Origin of the sequence: Clostridium chromiireducens (genome assembly GCF_003575225.1) — a bacterium.
GTDB lineage: Bacteria > Bacillota > Clostridia > Clostridiales > Clostridiaceae > Clostridium > Clostridium chromiireducens.
On sequence record NZ_QXDJ01000002.1, the window covers coordinates 356,510 to 376,398 of the forward strand.

Below are 19,889 nucleotides of genomic sequence, written 5' to 3' on the forward strand. Positions count from 1 at the left end.
ATAAAATAAATTATTGGAAGAAGGGGAGGTTGACTTTCCCTTCTTTTGCTTTAAGATGAATAAGTATAGAATTCATTAATATTAAGTAATAAAGTATGTATTTTTCATATATACAAGTTATTAAATGTTAATAACCTTAATTCAAGGAAATAATAAATTTAAATACAGTTTTAAAGTATAATAAATATAGGGGGTGTAATAAATGTTGAAAGGTAACGTTCATTCAATAGAGAGCATGGGTCTTGTAGATGGGCCTGGAATTAGAGTTGTAGTATTTTTACAAGGTTGTGCATTAAGATGCAAGTATTGCCACAATCCTGATACTTGGTCAGCTAGTGGTGGAGAAGAATATACTCCAGAGGAGTTAGTAAAGAAGATAGAAAGATTCAAAACTTATTTCGCAAGCAGTGGTGGAGGAGTTACATTTTCAGGAGGAGAGCCTTTAAGGCAACCGGAATTTCTTTTAGAAACTCTTAAATTATGCAAGAGCAAAGGAATAAATACTTGTATTGATACAGCAGGCTACGGATTTGGAAATTATGATGAAATATTAAAATATACTGATTTAGTCTTATTTGATATAAAACATTTTACTTCAGAAGGATATAAAAATGTGACTTTAATGAATATAGATGAATCATTGAAATTCTTAGAAGCAATGAAGAGGAATAATACAAAAATGTGGATAAGGCACGTTGTAGTACCAGGATTAACAGACGATATAGAGCATTTAAAGGAACTTAAGAAATATATAGATAAGATACCTAATGTTGAGAAAGTAGAGTTGCTTCCATATCATTTATTAGGTGCAAATAAGTATGAAGTGTTAGGGCTTAAATATCCACTTGAAAATGTAGAAGCGGCAGATAAAGAATTAATAAAAAAATATCAAAAAGAGATATTTGGATATTAATTCATGTTGACAAACTAAATAGGTTCGTATTATTCTTATATTAAGATTTGGTCATATGACTGACGGAAGTGGAGTTACCACATGAAGTATGACTAAGGCATAATATATTATATTATATGCCAAAGAGCCGACCGTCTGGGCAAAAAAGCCTGGATTGTCGGCTTTTTTATATGGAAAAAATTATGTGATTAAATTTGTTTTTAAGGAGGAAAAAATTATGTTTAAACAATGGGAAGGCTTCAAAGGTGGAACTTGGCAAGAGGGGATTGACGTAAGAAACTTTATACAAAAAAATTATAAGTTATTTGAAGGTGATTCAAGCTTTCTAGAAGATAAAACTGAGAAAACAAATAAAGTATGGACAAAAGCATATGAGCTAATTGTTGAGGAAGTTAAAAAAGGAATCATAGGTGTTGCAACAGATAGAGTATCAGGAATTGATAATTATGATGCTGGATATATAGATAGAGATAACGAAGTTATAGTTGGACTTCAAACAGATGCACCTCTTAAAAGAATTGTGAATCCATTTGGTGGAATGAGAATGGTTCAAAGCTCTCTAAAAGAATATGGATATGAACTAGATAAGAATATCGAAGAGTATTTTCCAAAATACAGAAAAACTCACAATGAGGGTGTATTTGATGGATATACAAGGGAAATAAGAGCTGCAAGAAGTGCAGGATTATTAACTGGTCTTCCAGATGCTTATGGTAGAGGAAGAATAATAGGTGACTATAGAAGAGTGGCCCTTTATGGTATAGACTACTTAATTGAAGAAAAGAAAAAGGATCTTGATAACCTAAATGGTGATATGCTTGACGAATTAATAAGAAAAAGAGAAGAAGTTTCTACGCAGATTAGAGCTTTAGGTGAAGTGAAATCAATGGCAGCTAAATATGGAATTGATATATCTAAGCCAGCAGAAAATGCAAAAGAAGCTGCTCAGCATTTATACTTTGGATACTTAGCGGGTATTAAAGAAAACAATGGTGCTGCAACTTCATTTGGAAGAACTTCTACTTTCTTAGATGTTTATATCGAAAGAGATTTAGAAGCAGGATTAATTACAGAAAAAGAAGCTCAAGAAATAGTAGATCAATTAATTATAAAATTAAGATTAGTTAGACACTTGAGAACTCCAGAATATAATGAGTTATTCGGTGGGGATCCAACTTGGGTAACAGAATCAATTGGAGGTATGGGCATAAACGGTAAGTCACTTGTTACTAAGAACTCATTTAGATATCTTCATACTTTAATAAACTTAGGAACATCAGCTGAACCGAACCTTACAGTTTTATGGTCAGATAAACTTCCAGAGAACTTTAAGAAATATTGTGCAGAAATCTCAATAAAAACAGATTCTATTCAATATGAAAATGATGAAGTTATGAGACCAGTATATGGTGATGATTATGCAATAGCTTGCTGTGTATCAGCAATGAAAGTTGGTAAGCAAATGCAATTCTTTGGAGCTAGAGCAAATATAGCTAAATCACTTTTATATGCTATAAATGGTGGAGTAGATGAATTAAAAGGCATTAAGGTAGTGCCAGGAATTCCAAAACTTACAGATGAAGAAGTTCTTGATTTTGATAAAGTTAAAGCAAATTATGATAAGGTAATGGAATATGTAGCTAAAGTTTACGTAGATACAATGAATATAATTCACTTTATGCATGATAAATACGCTTATGAAGCAAGTCAAATGGCACTTCATGATACAGCAGTTGAAAGATTAATGGCATTTGGTATTGCAGGACTTTCAGTAGCTATAGATTCATTATCAGCAATTAAATATGCAAAAGTTAAACCTATAAGAAATGAAGCAGGTATAGCAATAGATTTTGAAGTTGAAGGAGATTTCCCTAAATACGGAAATGATGATGATAGAGCAGATGATTTAGGTGTAGCATTAGTTACTAAGTTCTCAAATGAGCTTAAGAAACACCCATTATATAGAGATGCGAAGCATACATTATCAGCACTTACAATAACATCAAATGTAATGTATGGTAAGAAAACAGGTACAACTCCAGATGGTAGAAAGAAGGGTGAACCTTTAGCACCAGGAGCAAATCCAATGCATGGAAGAGATATAAATGGAGCATTGGCATCACTTAACTCTGTAGCTAAGATTCCATACAATGAAATCTGCCAAGATGGTGTATCTAATACATTCTCAATAGTTCCAGATGCACTTGGAAAAGACGAAAATCAAAAAGTTAACAACTTAGTGGCAATACTGGATGGATACTTCACTCAAGGTGCTCATCACTTAAATGTTAATGTTCTTAACAGACAAACATTAATTGATGCTATGGAAAATCCAGATAAGTACCCAACACTTACAATTAGAGTTTCAGGATATGCAGTTAACTTCAGTAGATTATCAAAAGAACAACAGTTAGAAGTTATAAGCAGAACTTTCCATAAAAATATATAAAAATAAAATAACAATTTAATCCATAATTAAAAGACTATAAAAACAAGTACTTGTTTTTATAGTCTTTTTTCTTGAAATAAAGTCTAAGTACAATAGTATTATTGATACAATTAGATTTACTTAAGTGTATTAATTATAACCTAGTATATTATATTACTTTCATAGATTGTAATTACTCTTGAATAGAAAAATTATCTTTGTTAAAGGAACAGATAGGGCATACCCAATAATCAGGCAAATCGTCAAAATCAACATTAGGTGGTATTCCGCCATCTGGATCCCCTAATTCAGGATCATAAATATATCCACACACTTCACAAACATATTTCTCCATTTTATCACCTCATTTATAATTTAAACAAGATTGAAATACTATAACTAATCAATAAGCACTTATAACATATATAAAAGTATTAAAGAATAATAAATAGTTAATGTTGCAAATTATCATATAATATATTATATGATTATATTGTTAAGGTGTTAATGATAAAAAAAATTTGTATACTAAGATCTTGAGTTTAAACGATTTGAAAAATATCCTTTAGGGAAATGACCTTTTTTTAAACCTTCAATAACAGTTAAATAAGTTGCAGCTGTATCGAATCTAGCATCATGGTAGTTTCCGCTTCCTTCAAATAATTTTTCTGATGTCTCAGTAATTTGGCGGCTAGGTATATTAAGCCATTCAATCACTTCAGATAGCTTTGGATTTTTTATTTCACCATTGGCCTTAGGAATTCTGCATATATCCCTGTAATAAGCCATTGTGCAGAAAACATTTTTAGGAACAAAATCTTCTCCTAAAGATTGTAATTCGTGTTTTAAAAATCTGACATCAAAATTTACATTATGTCCGATAAGGAAATCTGCATTAATAAAGTCATCAAGAAATTCAGGAACTAAGTCCTCAAAGTATTGACCATTTGATAAATCATAAAGTTTTTCCAAAGAGAAACCATGAATTTCTTCAGCCGATGGATCCATATCTTCAACAGTGAAAAAAAAGTTCTTTCCCGTAGTTACTTGTGGTTTTACGCTAGCATCTACAGTAATATAACTTAATTGGCATATACTGCCTGGTTTTATACTGGTTGTTTCTGTATCAAAAAATAATAATTTCATTAAAGTGTACCTCCATATTGAATATCAGGCATTTGAAACAAAATTAAAAAATGCCTAAATAAAAAAATTACGAATAAGTTGTTAAATTTAATTATATAGTATTTACGAGAAAATTCAAATAAGTTATAATTAATAGTAAGAATTATTATTAATTAATAATGTAAGGGATTATATATAGTTATATGACAAAAAATTAACAAATAAATAATAATTTCTTTATTAGGAAAGAATAGTCCATAAAGAGGAGGAATTTATAATGATAGAGAGAAAACGTAAGATATCGGTGATTGGTGCAGGGTTTGTAGGTGCGACAACAGCATATGCTTTAATGAATAGCGGAGTGGCTACAGAAATCTGTTTGTTTGATATAAATATGGATAAAGCAATGGGTGAAGTAATGGATTTAGTTCATGGCACATCTTTTGTTAAACCAGTTAGTATTTATGCGGGAAGTATTGAAGAAACAAAAGATTCAGATATAGTTATAATTACTGCTGGTGCGGCTCAAAAAGAAGGGGAAACTAGATTAGATTTAATTGAGAAAAATTATAATATATTTAAAGGATTCGTGCCACAAATTGCAGCAGCGAGTCCAAATGCAATTTTATTAGTTGTATCAAATCCTTGCGATGTATTAGCGTATATAACTTATAAATTATCAGGGTTCCCTAAGGAAAGAGTAATTGCATCAGGTACAGTTCTTGATACTTCAAGATTAAAGTATGTTATTGGTAAGTATTTCAATGTTAATAATAATAATATCCATGCATATGTTTTAGGTGAACATGGTGATAGTGAAGTTATAAGCTGGAGCACTGCAAGTATAGCAGGTGGAAGCTTTGAGGAATATGCACAAAAATTCAATTTGGAATGGGATGATGCAGTAAAAGCAGTAATTGAAAGTGATGTAAAGAATGCAGCCTATGAAATAATAAGTAGAAAAAATGCAACTTATTTTGCAGTAGCATTAGCTGTAAACAGAATAGTAGAAGCAATATTAAGAGATGAAAATACTATTTTAACTGTATCTTGTTTATTACAAGGGGAATATGGAATAGAAGATGTTTATCTAGCAGTACCTGCTATAGTCAACAGTACAGGAGCAGTAAATATAGTAAATCCTGAAATAAAAGATGCAGAAGAGCTAAAAAAATTAAAAGAATCAGCAAATGTCTTAAAAGATCACATTCAAAAGGTATTAAACAAGAAGTAAATATTTTGATAGTATTGAGAAGAACTTAATGTGAAGCGAGAACAACCGAAATAGAAGACATATATGTTCCTCAGGACTATGAAAAATCTCGCTGGGAATATCTAAATTAAAAGTTGCACCACTTCTGCATGTTCCTGTGATATGCACAGGACAAGCAAAAGTGGAACAACTTTCAATTAAGATATTCCAGCAGCTTATTTTTCAATGCCTGCTCCACATATATGTCTTCTATTTCTTTGTCTTGCTATCACTTTAAGTATTTCACATATACATACAAAAGACTGTATGAGTATTGTATTATAAATATAAGAACTGTATGAAAAGTCTTAAATATTCAGTCATTAAATATATTGTAATAAGAGAAATATAAATACTTGTATAAATATATAGCTATTTAAGCTTACTATTGAACAAAGAAATGGAATATATGTTTTTGCGCAGTGTTCATAAGGAGATTTTGCTGGTCGTGATTCTTAGAATATAAGTTGTTCCAAATGTGCTTGTTCAAAAGCGTAGTCTTTGAAGCAAGCACTTTGGATGCAACTTATGTTCTTAGAATCACCCAGTAAAATCTTCTAAGAACCGAAGTAAACACATATATTCCATTTCGGTTGCTTAGAAGTAAACTCTAAATAACATCTTAGTGCAAGTATTTTTATATTTAATCTATTCCCTTAAAGCTAATTTCTCCTGTAAGTACTGCTTTTTCGGTGCCAGAGCTATCTCTAATGATAAGATCTCCTGTATCGGATAAAGAAACGCAAGTTACGATTTCTTCATTATTATAGGTTATTAATTTTGCTTTTTTTCCAAAAATGCTTGAATGGTTTCTGCAAATAGAAATTGTTTCGGTTAGATCTAAATTATCAGTAAATTTATTATATAGGATTTCAAAATTTAGAAGTAACTCAGCAAGTATCTCACTTCTTTTAAATTCTTTATTATGCTCAATCTTTAATGAAGTGGCAGTAGATTCGGTGTTGTCATCAAAATCACTTTTATTTATATTTATATTCATGCCAATCCCTAATACTAAATAATGAACAGCATCCATATCACATTTCATTTCAGCTAATATACCACAAAGTTTTTTATCGTTTAACAGAATATCATTTGGCCATTTTATTGTTGAGTGTATATCATATTTTTCTAGGGTTTTATAGATAGAAGCAGCAGCAATTTGCGTTATCTTAGGGGCTTCGGTTGGAGGAATATTTGGTCTTAGTATTAGAGTAAACCAAAGTCCGCCGCTTGGAGAAACCCATTTTCTATTGAAACGACCACTACCAAGAGTTTGCTTTTCAGCTATAACAATAGTACCATCTTCAGCACCTTTTTGTGCAAGGTCTTTCGCTTTTATATTTGTTGAATCTATATCATTAAAATAAATTATATTACGGCCAATTTTAGATGTTTTTATCATAGGTAAAAGTTCGCTTTTACTTAAAATGTCTGGAGACGATATTAACTTATATCCTTTATTTGAAATTCCTTCTATTACATATCCTTTTGATTTTAAATTTTTTATATGCTTCCATATAGCGGTTCTTGAAACATTTAAAGTCGAACTAAGGTGCTCGCCAGAAACATAATCTTCAAATTTTTTTAATTCATTTAAAACTTTCTCTTCCATAAAACGTATACCTCCTAAAATCCATTATAACATAACAGAATTTAAAGAAAAAAGTATAATTGGAATTTGAAAAAAATGATGGAAAAATCAAATTATTGTAATATAAATAAAAATAATATATAATAAATTTTGGTGTAATTTAAAATAATTATATGTCGATGAGGAACTTTTAGAGAGGATAATAAAATGAATACGAATAAAGGTAATAAAAATATAGATCAAAAATCTAGAGTGAAACCTAAAAAAGTTAAGAAAAATACAAAAAGAATTTCAGTTAAAACATTGATAGCATTTTTTGCGTTTGAAATGATTTTTACATTGTGTACGGCTCCGCTTACGCTTTTATATGGACCGTTTGAAAATGCAAAAGCTACATATGTAGGGGCTGCTATGACTTCAATGAGCCATCAATATCTGGCTACTTGGTTTTTATCAGATGAAAAGATAGCAAAAATCTTAGGACAGAACTCAACTGAAGGAACAAGTGAAACAACAAATACATCAGAAATTGAAATTCCAAAAGTTAAAGATGATACAATAGAATACTATAAAATCGAGAACGAAAAATATACAGGTCATTATCTTGTAATAAAAGATTCGACTAGAGTCAAAATAGGATATACTTCTAAATTACAAGTAGAGGGTGAAACTACATCTCAAATAGCAGAAAATAATGATGCTATTGCAGCTGTTAATGGTGGAGGATTCACAGATCAATCCTCAAATCAAAAGTGGACAGGAAATGGCGGTCTTCCAATAGGACTTATTATGAGTAGTGGTAAGGTTATCTATAATGATTTAGGAAAGGATCAAGAAGCTGACTTACTTGCAATAGATAAACAAGGCATAATGCTTGTTGGTAAGTATTCAGCTGAAAAACTTCAAGAGCTAGGAGTTCAAGAGGCTCTAAGTTTTGGACCATCATTAGTGATTAATGGTAAAATGACCCCTATGAGTGGAGATGGAGGCTGGGGAATAGCTCCAAGAACAGTTATAGGGCAGAGAAAAGATAGTGCAATTATTCTTCTGGTTATTGATGGTAGAGGTGCAAGCAGTTTAGGCGCTACATTAAAAGAAGCTCAAGAAGTTATATATAAACTGGGAGCGGTTAATGCAATGAATTTAGATGGAGGAAAATCTACCACAATGTATTATGATGGAGATATTGTTAACACACCATCATATAGTATGGGGGAAAGATCTATCCCAACTGCAATTATTGTTAAATAAACAGAAGGTGAGGGTAAGTTATGAAAGTATTTAAGAAGATAATTGCGTGGGCAATATTATCTATAATACTACAAATTGGCGGATTATACATATTAGATAACTTTGTATTCAAACATTCGTCAGATTTTAAGAGTGAAAAGATAGAGTTAAGCAAAGATAAGACTAAAGACATTAAAGCCACTATTCCTTCTGGTGCTAAAGATGTAAATGTATCATATGATGGAAAGTATTTAACGTATAGTCAAGATAATAATCTATACATACAAGATACAAAAACAGGTACTAATACTCAAGTGAAAACAGAGAATAATGGAGAAATTCTTTATTATAAATGGCTATCTGATAGAGACAGACTTATAATGGCTAAAAAAGTAGAAAAAGATGGTGAAAAGAAAATTCAGCTTGTAACCTATAATCCAAAGGATTCATCTGAGACTGCTGCAACTGAAAATAATGAAGATATCTGTACTTATCAGGAAGGCATGGAAGTTAGAAAGGTAAGTGAATCAACCATTACAGGTGTTTATTATATTGACCTCTATAAAGGCGGATTGAAGAGTATAGTTTATAGAATTGATATAAATGGTACTTTAACTAAAGTTCAACTTCAAACTAACATTTTAGGGAATATGCAGATAATACCTCATGAAGATAGGTTAATTTATGAAGATAAAGTAGATGGTAAATTTTTTGTTACAAATCCAAATAAGCAGCTAAAGTTTAATTCAAATAAAAAGTTAACACTTTTAGGTATTGATAGAAAAGATGTAATTTACATGGGTGAATTAAACGGTGATAAAGTTACAACAATTACTTATGGAAAAATTAGTGAAGATACTTCTTCTTGGAAAAAGGTAACTTTAGATTCGGTTGTAAATTGTAATGATTTATATTTTAGTAATCAAGGTGAAATTTTGCTTAATGATAATCTTAAAGGCAGTGTTAAAAACTTGATGACTGGAAAAGAAATTGAATATGAAGGAAAACTTATTCAAATCAAAGATGATTTTATAGCAACTATGGATAACAAAGGAAAGTTGACTTATAAGAATTTAGATAAAAAGTAATATTATGAAAGGGGTATCTAAATATTAAATTAGATACTCCTTTTTATGTAAAACTTCGATGTCGAAAAGATTTGGATGAAATGATAGAGATGATAAATAATGCAATGAAAAATGAATGTTAATCTTTTGAAAATAGTGCATGAACAGGCGTAAAATATGGTATAATACAAAACATGTACAACTAATAAGGAGGAAAATATGAATTCATTATTTAATATACAGCAAACAATATATGATAAGATTATATTAATCCCAGCAATACTAATTGCTTTTACATTCCATGAATATGCACATGCATTTGTCGCTGATAAGCTGGGAGATAAGACACCAAGATTTCAAGGAAGATTGAATTTAAACCCAATTACGCATATAGATCCAGTAGGATTCATTTTAGTTTTACTTTTTGGATTTGGATGGGCAAAGCCGGTACAAACTAATCCGTCAGCATATAAAAACTATTATAAAGATGATTTAAAGGTAAGCTTAGCTGGACCGGCTGCAAACTTTTTAGTTTCTATAGTTGCTACAATAGTACTTGTGCTTTTTGTAAGGTTTGGACATGGAATTCCAATGGCATTGTATAGAGTATTAGAATCTATGATATATTCTATTCTTACACTTAACGTGTTTTTAGGGTTATTTAATTTAATACCAGTTCCACCGTTAGATGGCTTTAGTATTCTAAGAGATTTATACCCAAAAGTTTTTTACAAATATGAAAATATGTATTATCAATATCAGATGATAATAATGATGGTACTTATATTTGTTGGAGGAAGAATAATTCAGATTCCTGGAAGAATTATAATAAATATGTTATATAGTTTGGGTAATTTAATACTTAACTTTTTATAGTATAGATATTAAAATTATATATGTCACTTATTTAGGCAAGTTACCGAATAAGTCTAAATTAATATACTTGTTATAAATAGATATCCAAACTATGAATTTGATTCATGATTTGAAATACTTTCCATACCAGAAAGAAAAGGTACTCTTTTTCGTAGTGTTGCATTGTAAAAATAACTGTAGGTATTTCTTCAGTAAAAGTTGTTCCAGTCTTGCTTGTCATTAGCTTGCCTAAGGAGCAAGCAGGACTGGTGCAACTTTTGCTGGTAGAAATCCAAAGTTATTTTTTCTAGCAACCGAGAAACAGAGTACCTTCTCTTTCGGTTGGTTATCACATAAGTCTAAATTAATATATTTGTGATATATATAATACCAAGTTGACAAATATATAGATAATTTGTATAATATATTATCATTAATATTGAAAATTCTGAGAAGAGGAAAGTAGTTTAATTGATTCCTTAAGCGAGTGGGGGAACGGTGTAAGCCCTATGGATAGATTATAATGAAGAGAGCCTTGGAGAAATCACCTGAAATCAGTAGTTAAAATATAATAATTTAATATATCTTATATATGAGTTATTATTTTTGAATGTTTAGTAGGGTTGGTCGCAAAAAAACTTGCGTTAAAAGTTAAGGGGTATTTTATTTATATAAAATACAATTAGAGTGGTACCGCGGATAGTTCGTCTCTTTGTTTAAGAGAGGAGCTTTTTTTATTTGCATGCTAACATATTTGTTATAAATTATGTAAATACTTTTACGAAAAGAAGTAAAAAATAGTAATTAGTACTAGAATAAAATAATTAGTTATAGTCTTACAGGTTAATGCCTGTTTAAGTTTAAATAATAATGTTTAAGCATATTTAAGGAGGATATTTATGGATTACAAAAATAAAGTTGCAGAACTAATAAAAGCTCATGTGGAATTAGATATTGAAACAATAGAAAAATTAATTGAAATACCACCAAAGCCAGAAATGGGAGACTATGCATTCCCATGTTTTCAGCTATCAAAAGTTATGAGAAAAGCACCAAATATGATAGCGGAAGAATTAAAAAACAATATGTCTACTGAAGGATTTGAAAAAATAGAAAGCTTAGGACCTTATCTTAACTTTTTTGTTGATAAAGGTGTATTTGCAGAAAATACAATCAAGAAAGTTTTAGAAGATGGAGATAATTATGGTGCATCAAATAGTGGAGAAGGTAAAACAGTTTGTGTTGAGTATTCTTCACCTAATATAGCTAAGCCTTTCCATGTAGGGCACTTATTTACTACAGCTATAGGAAATGCCTTATATAAAATGTTTAAAAAAGAAGGTTATGATACAGTTGGTTTAAACCATTTAGGAGACTGGGGTACTCAATTTGGTAAGCTTATATCAGCTTATGATAGATGGGTAGATGAAGCAGCTTTAGAAAAGGCTCCAATAGATGAACTGCTTAGAATATATGTTAAATTCCATGAAGAAGCAGAAAAAGATCCTTCTTTAGAAGACGAAGCAAGAGCTAATTTCAAAGCATTAGAAACTGGTGATGAAAAGGCCACAGCGCTTTGGACAAAATTTAGAGAATTGAGCTTGAAGGAATTCGAAAGAGTTTATAATATTTTAGGAGTAAAATTTGATTCGTTGGCAGGTGAAGCATTCTATAATGATAAGATGGATGTTGTTGTTAATGAACTAAAGGAAAAAGGTCTTCTTGTTGAAAGTAATGGAGCTCAAGTTGTTATGCTTGAAGAGTATAATATGCCTCCTTGTATAGTACTTAAGGGAGATGGAGCATCAATATATGCTACAAGAGATTTAGCAGCGGCTATGTACAGAAAGAAAACTTATGATTTTTACAAATGTGTTTATGTAGTTGGAACTCCACAAGCATTGCACTTTAAGCAAGTATTTAAGGTTTTAGAACTTGCAGGCAATGAATGGGCAAAAGACTGCGTGCATGTAGGATTTGGATTAGTTAAGTTTGCAGATAGAAAGCTTTCAACAAGAAATGGTTCAATTGTTTTACTAGATGATCTATTACGTGAAGCGGTAGATAAAACTATGGAAGTTATTAACGAGAAAAATCCTGGACTTGAAAATAAAGAAGAAGTAGCAAAGAAGATTGGTGTTGGAGCTGTAATCTTTACTTATCTTAAAAATTCAAGAGAAAAAGATATTGTCTTTGATTGGAAAGAAATATTATCATTTGACGGAGAAACAGGGCCATATGTTCAATATTCATATGCTAGAGGAAATAGTATATTAAACAGAGGAAATGAATGTACTGGAACTGTTGATTATAGTAAATTATCATCAAAAGAGGAATTTGAATTAGTTAAGAGCATAGCTAACTTTAATAATATGATAACTTTAGCGTTAGATAAATTAGAACCATCAATATTAACAAGATACGTTATAGAAGTTGCTAAAGGATTTAATAAATTCTATAATGCCCACTCAGTATTAAACTTAGAAGACGAAGATTTAAAAGCTACAAGATTAAACTTGGTTAAAGCAAGTCTGCAAGTAATAAAGAATGGATTAGAGTTAATTGGAATAGATGTAGTGGAAAAAATGTAGATTATAAAAGTATATATAGATATAAAAAAACTATGGAGTATTTCAACTTCTAAATAATATATGACACTATAAAGGGAGTAAACTTTTTTATGCAGTGTTGCATTAGCATTCTATTGCAGCGGTCATAACAGATTTTACTCCCTTTCTCTAGCTTTATGTCTTTGGTGTATAGATAAACATATTTACGAATTTGTTAAAACCTTAAGTTATAGCATAAGTTTAATTTATATTATTTGTCTATAATTATATTTTTAGTACATAATAAAGAATACGTGATGTTAAAAATGGATATATGATATAATTAAGTCACTATTTAGGTGAGTTTTTTTGAAGGGATTTGAGGTGGATTGTTTATAAATAAAAATATTAAATATAGAGATATATTAATATTTGCATTAATGGGTTTGATTGGATATAAATTAATAGATAATTATGATTATTTTTTTAATATAGGAAAGAAAGCCTTATCGATTATTTCGCCATTTATTTATGCAATGATTTGTGCGTATATATTAAATCCGGTGGTAAGTTTTGTGGAAAAAAGGTTCAAAATAAAAAGAAAAATATCAATTGCAATTACATATTTTATAATTGTAGCATTAGTTTTTATTGTATTATTTTTTTCTATACCGAGCTTAATTGATAGTATTGTAAATATTACAATAGAGATACCAACGTATGTTGAAATTATACAGAAATGGGTTAATACAATTCTTGAAAATGAAAGAATAAAAGTATTAATTACGCAAGCAGGTCTTTTAGATAATTTGCAGCAAATATCAAATAAAGCAGGTAACATGTCTATAGATTTACTACAAAATCTAGTCATGTATCTACTTTCCTTTACTTCGAATTTAGTTAGTGTCGTTTTAGGCTTTGTCATATCAATATACATCATTGCGGATAAAGAAAAGTTTATTAAAAGTTTGAGAATCATTACTTATATGATTTTAAAGGAAGAGAAAGGAACTAATCTAATAGAATTTATTAGAACCTACAATAAAATGATAGGTACATATATTGGCATAAAGGCAATAGACTCTTCCATAATTGGAATCTTAGCATTAATAGGATTGGTCACAGTTGGAGAACCTTATGCACCACTGATTGCACTAATGGTAGGTGTAACGAACATGATTCCTTACTTTGGACCGCTTGTAGGAGATATTATCAGTGTAATAGTTGCGGTTTTTGTATCGCCAACAAAAGCGATAATTGTTTTTATACTTTTGCTTTCTATTCAACAGTTTGACGCATGGTATCTTGAGCCTAGACTTGTAGGCAAAAAGGTTGGGATAAGCCCTCTTGGAATTATATTAGGTGTAACAATATGTGGAGGTATTTTGGGACCTATAGGAATGCTTTTAGGATCTCCAACAATGGCTACGATTAAAATATATTATGAAAAAATATATAATAAATTTAAAGAGAACAATCCAAGTTTAGTCAATAAAGAAGATTTAGATATTTTTACTGATTAAAATATAACATAATTTAAGGGGAAGTTGAGGAATAATACTATGGAAGAATTTTTGGAGTTAATAAATAAACGTCAAAGTTGTAGAAAATATTTAAGTAAGCTAGTTGAGAAAGAAAAATTAATTAAATGTATTGATGCTGCGAGAATGGCACCTTCAGCATGTAATAGCCAGCCATGGCACTTTGTTGTTGTGAATAATAGTGAGTTAGCTCCCAAAGTTGCCGAATGCTTACAGGATAAAATAATGAATAAATTTACTAGTGAATGTCCGGCGTTTATTATTGTAATAGAGGAAAGTGGAAATTTAACATCTAGAGCAGGTGCGTTAATGAAACAGCAGGATTATAGGTCGGTTGATCTTGGAATAGCAACCGAGCATATTTGCTTAGCAGCAACAGAACAGAATCTTGGAACGTGTATTTTAGGATGGTTCAATGAAAAAGAACTCAAAAAGCTTTTAAATATTAGTAAATTAAAAAGAATACGGTTAGTAGTGGCAATAGGATATCCGGAAAATGATGATATAAGAAAAAAAGTAAGAAAGAGCATAGATGAAATTTCAACTTTTATAGAATAAGCCTAAAGGATTTTAAAAACACTATCAATAAGTAAGTATTTTTGATAGTGTTTTAATAATTTAAGAAGATGTTGTAATATATTTCTGTAAGTTTATAAAATTGCTTTTATAGCTTATCTATGCTTTTCTGAATTAAAAAAATAAAGTATAATTAAAATAAGTAAAAAGGATGTGGGATAGTGTCAACAATAGGTGCTTTTTTCGATTTAGATGGTACTTTATATAGAGAAGGACTAATAACAGAAGTATTTAAGAAAATGGTAAAGTATGAGATTATAGGCTCAGATAGATGGTATAATGATCTAAGACCTCATTTTATGAAATGGGATAAGAGGCAAGGTGACTATGATAGTTATCTTTTAAAGATGATAGATATATATATTGAATCTATTAAAGGACTAGAAAAATACCAAATGAAGTATATAGCTAAAAAAGTTGTAGAACAAAAAGGCGATAGGGTATATACTTTTACGAGAGATAGAATAAAGTGGCACTTAGCTAACAATCATACTTTGATTATAATATCTGGATCGCCTTCAGAATTAGTTGGTGAAATGGCTAAGAAATATGGCTTTACAGATTTTATTGGTGCACAATATATTACAGATAGTAATAATATGTATACAGGTGAAGTAATACCAATGTGGGATAGTAAGAGCAAAGCAAAGGCTATAAATGATTTTGTTAAAAAATATGATATAGATTTGAATGAAAGTTATGCTTATGGTGATACAGCAGGAGATTATACTATGTTTAAAAATGTAAAACATCCTTATTGTATGAATCCAACAAAAGAACTTTTGCAAAAAGTATTAAAGGACAGGGAGCTAATTAAAAATATTAATGTTGTTGTTGAAAGAAAGGATGTAATATATAATTTAGACATTGAGGATATACAATTCTTATAGGAAAGAGTGGTACTGTGATTATTCGTGAAAACAAGATGAAGGTAGAAGAATATATAGATGAATTTATGCTGAAGTCTCAAGATAAGGAATATAATCCTGAAGATATTATTTTCTTCGATCTTGAACACTATGTTTATAAAAAACCAAAATGTATTGGGGTATTTGGAGCGTGTGAATATGATAAAAAGAATAACAACATCCTAGTAACTCAATATATGATTGAAGATCGAGATGAGGCAACAAATATTCTATATCTTGCAAAAGACTATTTTATGAGAATGAAACAAAAGGGAAAAAAGGCAATAATCACTTTTTCAGGTAATAATGATTTTACTGTTATTAATTATCTTTTTAAAGAGAATGGTATATACTACAATTTCGAAGAGGAATTTGATTCCGTTGATATTCAAAAAGAGTATGAAAAATATAAAAAATTATCAATAGGGTTAAAAAAATTAGAAAAGGTTTTTGATATAGTAAGAGAGGGAGAGGTTATTAGTGGTTCAAACTTAGCCAAGACCTTTCACAAAGTTATGAAAGATAGAAGTTATTTTAAAAGGATGCCAGAGGAGAAGATAGAAAAGATTCTTCTATATAATGAGCAAGATGTTATAAATTTATATTATATATATGTAAATTGGAAGAAATATATTTTTGAAAATATTACCGAAGATAATATTTTAGAAGAAAATGTTGATAATTTAGATGATTTGGAAGAATTAGATGAGTATAATATAAGTGAAGAAGAATCGGATGAGGATTAAAAGAAGAAAACTTAATATAGATTTTAAATTAATAAAATAAACCTATCATTTCAAATTATTGAGAAAAGATAGGTTTATTTTTATTTTTTGCTTATTTTAGTTCCGTCAGAAGATAATATTACTGTTCCGTCTTTATCGGTTCTATATATAGTTACCTTATTCTCTTTTAAGCTCTTAATTGTTTCATTATTTGGATGATTATACGTATTATCTTTACCCACGGAAATAACCCCTATTGATGGATTAATCTTATTTAAAAAAGCTTTTGAAGTTGATGTAGATGATCCATGATGACCAACCTTTAATACATCAGAACTAATATTTTCGTTGTTATCGAGTATCTTTTCTTCCACATCTTTTTCGGCGTCTCCAGTGAATAAAAAGGAGGTACTGCCATATTGAATTTTAATAACTGATGAGTAATTATTTAGATTTTCATAAGAATCATCTATAGGAGAAAATACTCTTACATTAGTATTTTTACCTAAGTCAATAGAATCAGTATCCTTTCTAATTACGTTGATTTTTAGACCTTTACGTTTTAAAGAGTCAATCATTTTTTCGAATGTCTTTGTTGTGCTTTGAACTTTTGGAGCATAAAATTTTAGAACGTTATAGCTATCTATGATGTCGGACATGTTTCCAATATGGTCTTCATGGGGATGAGTTGCAATTACATAATCTAACTTCTCTATATTTAGTTTAGACAAATAATTTAAAAGTTCATTTTTATCAGATTTAGGACCTGCATCGATTAACATATTTTTATTGTTAACCTGAATAAGAATTGAATCTCCTTGGCCAACATCAATGAAGTGCACAATCATTTGATTTGGATCAGGCTTAATGTAATTAGAATTTTTATATAAAGAACTGCAACTTATTAAGTAAAGTGAAATGATTATCATAAATAAAAATATGGATATATATTTTTTCTTGACAATAAATATCTTATTCATAAAATTAACTGCTACCTCTTAATGAATTTTTTATATAATATTTTATCACTATTTGAATTAAATGGAAATAAAATATTTTATGATAAAAAAAACAAAAGTACGAACGAATACTCTATAGATTAATATAAAATTCATAAAATATAAGCTGCTTGCTTATATTAGTATAATAAGGATTAAAATGTATTTTGGGGTTTAAAGGAAAATTGCATATAAATTCTTATGAAAAAATATATCCATGAAGTTTTAAATGTGTGTAAAATGAAAAATACTATAATTGAATATTGCAAAAAGTATGGTATAATTATTTTAATGTGCGGAATTTTAAAAGAAAAATGCAATATTCAAACTAGCAAGCATTCAAAAGGGGGAGAAAAATGAAAAAAGAATTTTCAATGAGTAATGACAAAGTAATGATAAACTTCACGGCGAAGTATTGTAATACTTTTGAATCAGTACTAGAAAGTGATGGATTTAGACGAATTTTAGAAGTTTATTTAAGAAGGTCAAAAAAGAAAAATTCATTATCGTATAGGTATTTTAATAATACATTAGATACAGATAGTCTAATTGATATAAGAAGAGATTTAACTCAGATAATTAAATATTTAACTCTTATGACTGTAGAAGAAATAGTAGAAATAAGTACTTCTTATGCTAAATTGTTAGAAGATAGAGATAAGTTTATAGCATTTATAGAAGACCTTTATCTATTTTGGAGAAGACTTGAAAGATATACTATAGTTCATAGATATAAAGTTCAAGAAGGTCTTGCAGCGGTGAGTTTTACTGAAGCAAATGCTAATTTTTCTACGCTTATTTTAAAATTGTATAGAAAAATTGAAATTCACGTTGTAGGATATCAACCAAAAGTTTATAGACAAATACCGGCAGGGGGAAATGCTTGTATAATGATTCATGAAATGGAATGGGTAAGACCAAATGGCTATGAGTTATTAGAAGAAGTTCCATTTATAGATCATATTCTTCTAGAAACACCTTTTATTACTTATCCTAAAAAGAACACAAGAGATGGAATGTTTAGTGAAATTAAATACAATCCTCTAAAATACGCTCAAATAAATAAAGAACACTGGTTCTGTTATCCAGCTAAGATAGGAGGATTACTAACGTTTATATACTTCCATAGAGATTTTATGGAACATGGAATAACTTTATGTAATTTGTTTGAAATGGCAAGAAGTGAAGAAACTAGAGGCAGAAAACCAGATATAATCTATGTATTTGGCGCAAAAGATGATGATGAAGAACTAAAAACCGTATTTTTCGATGATGCTGAAAATGATATAATGCTTGGTTATGTAAATCATTCTGAAAAGATTGATTATTTTGGCTATATAAAGAAGATGACGTTAACTTTGTATAATTTACTCATGATAAAGAGAGGATTCCTACCAATACATGGATCGATGGTAAACATCGTATTAAAAAGTGGCGATGAAGCAAATGTTGTTATTATGGGAGATAGTGGTGCAGGAAAATCTGAAAGTTTAGAAGCCTTTAGAGGATTAAGTGAGGACTATATCTCAGACATGACTATTATCTTTGATGATATGGGTACGTTTAAAATGGAGGATGATAAAATTATAGGATATGGAACTGAAATAGGCGCATTTGTCAGACTAGATGATTTGGATCAAGGATATGCATTTAAAGAAATGGATAGAAGCATATTTATGAACCCTGATAAAGTTAATGCGAGACTTGTTGTGCCTGTTGCATCATATAAAGAAATAATGAAAGGGCATGCTGTAGATTTCTTCTTCTATGCTAATAATTATGATAGTGTGAAAGATGGTGAAAAGTATTTAAATTACTTTGAAACGCCTGAGGATGCTATAAAGGTATTTAAGGCAGGCGCTAGAATGGCTAAAGGAACAACTACTGAAAAAGGACTAGTAGAATCCTTCTTTGCTAATCCATTTGGACCAGCTCAAAAGCAGGAAGAAACTAATATTCTTATAGAAAAGTATTTTGATAAAATGTTTGAAAGTGGACAAGTTAAGGTTGGACAAATTAGAACATGTTTAGGTGTAAAAGGACAAGAAAAAGAAGGCCCAAGAAATGCTGCTATTGAATTATTTGATGAAATAAGAAAAATTAATAAATAAGTACTTAATATTAAATA

16 protein-coding genes, 1 riboswitch and 1 other annotated feature are annotated in these 19,889 nt (G+C 29.6%); of the genes, 12 read left to right on the plus strand and 4 right to left on the minus strand.

Annotated elements, in window-relative coordinates; all coding sequences use genetic code 11:
* The first annotated feature begins 202 nt into the window (after positions 1 to 202).
* Complete coding sequence (gene pflA, locus D2A34_RS06875) at positions 203 to 913, plus strand: pyruvate formate-lyase-activating protein (protein ID WP_119366133.1); 711 nt, start codon at positions 203 to 205, stop codon at positions 911 to 913.
* A 45-nt stretch (positions 914 to 958) separates the two neighbouring features.
* Positions 959 to 1,061, plus strand: a riboswitch (ZMP/ZTP riboswitch).
* Positions 1,062 to 1,130: 69 nt separating this feature from the next.
* Positions 1,131 to 3,362, plus strand: a complete 2,232-nt coding sequence (pflB, locus tag D2A34_RS06880) for a formate C-acetyltransferase (protein WP_119366134.1) — start codon at positions 1,131 to 1,133, stop codon at positions 3,360 to 3,362.
* Between the two features lie 172 nt (positions 3,363 to 3,534).
* On the opposite strand, the gene D2A34_RS06885 is transcribed toward pflB, so the two are convergent.
* Both D2A34_RS06885 and D2A34_RS06890 read right to left on the minus strand, forming a co-directional pair.
* Complete coding sequence (locus D2A34_RS06885) at positions 3,535 to 3,696, minus strand: rubredoxin (RefSeq protein ID WP_079438448.1); 162 nt, start codon at positions 3,694 to 3,696, stop codon at positions 3,535 to 3,537.
* A gap of 173 nt (positions 3,697 to 3,869) precedes the next feature.
* Positions 3,870 to 4,487: a 3'-5' exonuclease gene (locus D2A34_RS06890; protein WP_119366135.1), complete on the minus strand. Its 618-nt coding sequence runs from the start codon at positions 4,485 to 4,487 to the stop codon at positions 3,870 to 3,872.
* A gap of 256 nt (positions 4,488 to 4,743) precedes the next feature.
* Between D2A34_RS06890 and D2A34_RS06895 the strand changes: the two genes are divergently transcribed.
* Positions 4,744 to 5,700: an L-lactate dehydrogenase gene (locus tag D2A34_RS06895; protein ID WP_119366136.1), complete on the plus strand. Its 957-nt coding sequence runs from the start codon at positions 4,744 to 4,746 to the stop codon at positions 5,698 to 5,700.
* Positions 5,701 to 6,361: 661 nt separating this feature from the next.
* On the opposite strand, the gene D2A34_RS06900 is transcribed toward D2A34_RS06895, so the two are convergent.
* The gene (locus D2A34_RS06900; RefSeq protein WP_079438451.1) at positions 6,362 to 7,333 is read right to left on the minus strand and encodes a biotin--[acetyl-CoA-carboxylase] ligase; all 972 of its coding nucleotides are present in this window, start codon (positions 7,331 to 7,333) and stop codon (positions 6,362 to 6,364) included.
* A gap of 186 nt (positions 7,334 to 7,519) precedes the next feature.
* On the opposite strand from D2A34_RS06900, the gene D2A34_RS06905 reads away from it, so the two are divergent.
* The 8 genes from D2A34_RS06905 to D2A34_RS06940 all read left to right on the plus strand — a co-directional run bounded on the left by D2A34_RS06905 (position 7,520) and on the right by D2A34_RS06940 (position 16,784).
* Entirely contained in the window at positions 7,520 to 8,563 is a 1,044-nt protein-coding gene (locus D2A34_RS06905; protein WP_079438452.1) for a phosphodiester glycosidase family protein, read from the plus strand.
* Between the two features lie 20 nt (positions 8,564 to 8,583).
* Positions 8,584 to 9,630, plus strand: a complete 1,047-nt coding sequence (locus tag D2A34_RS06910; RefSeq protein ID WP_119366137.1) for a dipeptidyl-peptidase IV — start codon at positions 8,584 to 8,586, stop codon at positions 9,628 to 9,630.
* A gap of 198 nt (positions 9,631 to 9,828) precedes the next feature.
* Positions 9,829 to 10,485 (plus strand): site-2 protease family protein, encoded by a 657-nt coding sequence (locus tag D2A34_RS06915; RefSeq protein WP_119366138.1) that lies wholly within the window; start codon positions 9,829 to 9,831, stop codon positions 10,483 to 10,485.
* 420 nt (positions 10,486 to 10,905) lie between these two features.
* Positions 10,906 to 11,179: a binding site (T-box leader), on the plus strand.
* Between the two features lie 184 nt (positions 11,180 to 11,363).
* The gene (argS, locus tag D2A34_RS06920) at positions 11,364 to 13,055 is read left to right on the plus strand and encodes an arginine--tRNA ligase (RefSeq protein WP_119366139.1); all 1,692 of its coding nucleotides are present in this window, start codon (positions 11,364 to 11,366) and stop codon (positions 13,053 to 13,055) included.
* A gap of 347 nt (positions 13,056 to 13,402) precedes the next feature.
* Positions 13,403 to 14,536 (plus strand): AI-2E family transporter, encoded by a 1,134-nt coding sequence (locus tag D2A34_RS06925; protein ID WP_119366140.1) that lies wholly within the window; start codon positions 13,403 to 13,405, stop codon positions 14,534 to 14,536.
* A 39-nt stretch (positions 14,537 to 14,575) separates the two neighbouring features.
* A complete protein-coding gene (locus D2A34_RS06930) occupies positions 14,576 to 15,112 on the plus strand; it encodes a nitroreductase family protein (RefSeq protein WP_119366141.1) in 537 nt (178 codons plus the stop codon).
* A 179-nt stretch (positions 15,113 to 15,291) separates the two neighbouring features.
* A complete protein-coding gene (locus tag D2A34_RS06935) occupies positions 15,292 to 16,020 on the plus strand; it encodes an HAD-IB family hydrolase (RefSeq protein ID WP_079438458.1) in 729 nt (242 codons plus the stop codon).
* A 14-nt stretch (positions 16,021 to 16,034) separates the two neighbouring features.
* On the plus strand, positions 16,035 to 16,784 hold the full coding sequence (locus tag D2A34_RS06940; RefSeq protein WP_119366142.1) for a ribonuclease H-like domain-containing protein: 750 nt from the start codon (positions 16,035 to 16,037) through the stop codon (positions 16,782 to 16,784).
* A gap of 80 nt (positions 16,785 to 16,864) precedes the next feature.
* On the opposite strand, the gene D2A34_RS06945 is transcribed toward D2A34_RS06940, so the two are convergent.
* Positions 16,865 to 17,743: a ComEC/Rec2 family competence protein gene (locus D2A34_RS06945; protein WP_119366143.1), complete on the minus strand. Its 879-nt coding sequence runs from the start codon at positions 17,741 to 17,743 to the stop codon at positions 16,865 to 16,867.
* 374 nt (positions 17,744 to 18,117) lie between these two features.
* Between D2A34_RS06945 and D2A34_RS06950 the strand changes: the two genes are divergently transcribed.
* Complete coding sequence (locus D2A34_RS06950; protein WP_079438461.1) at positions 18,118 to 19,872, plus strand: phosphoenolpyruvate carboxykinase (ATP); 1,755 nt, start codon at positions 18,118 to 18,120, stop codon at positions 19,870 to 19,872.
* The last annotated feature ends 17 nt before the right edge of the window (positions 19,873 to 19,889 follow it).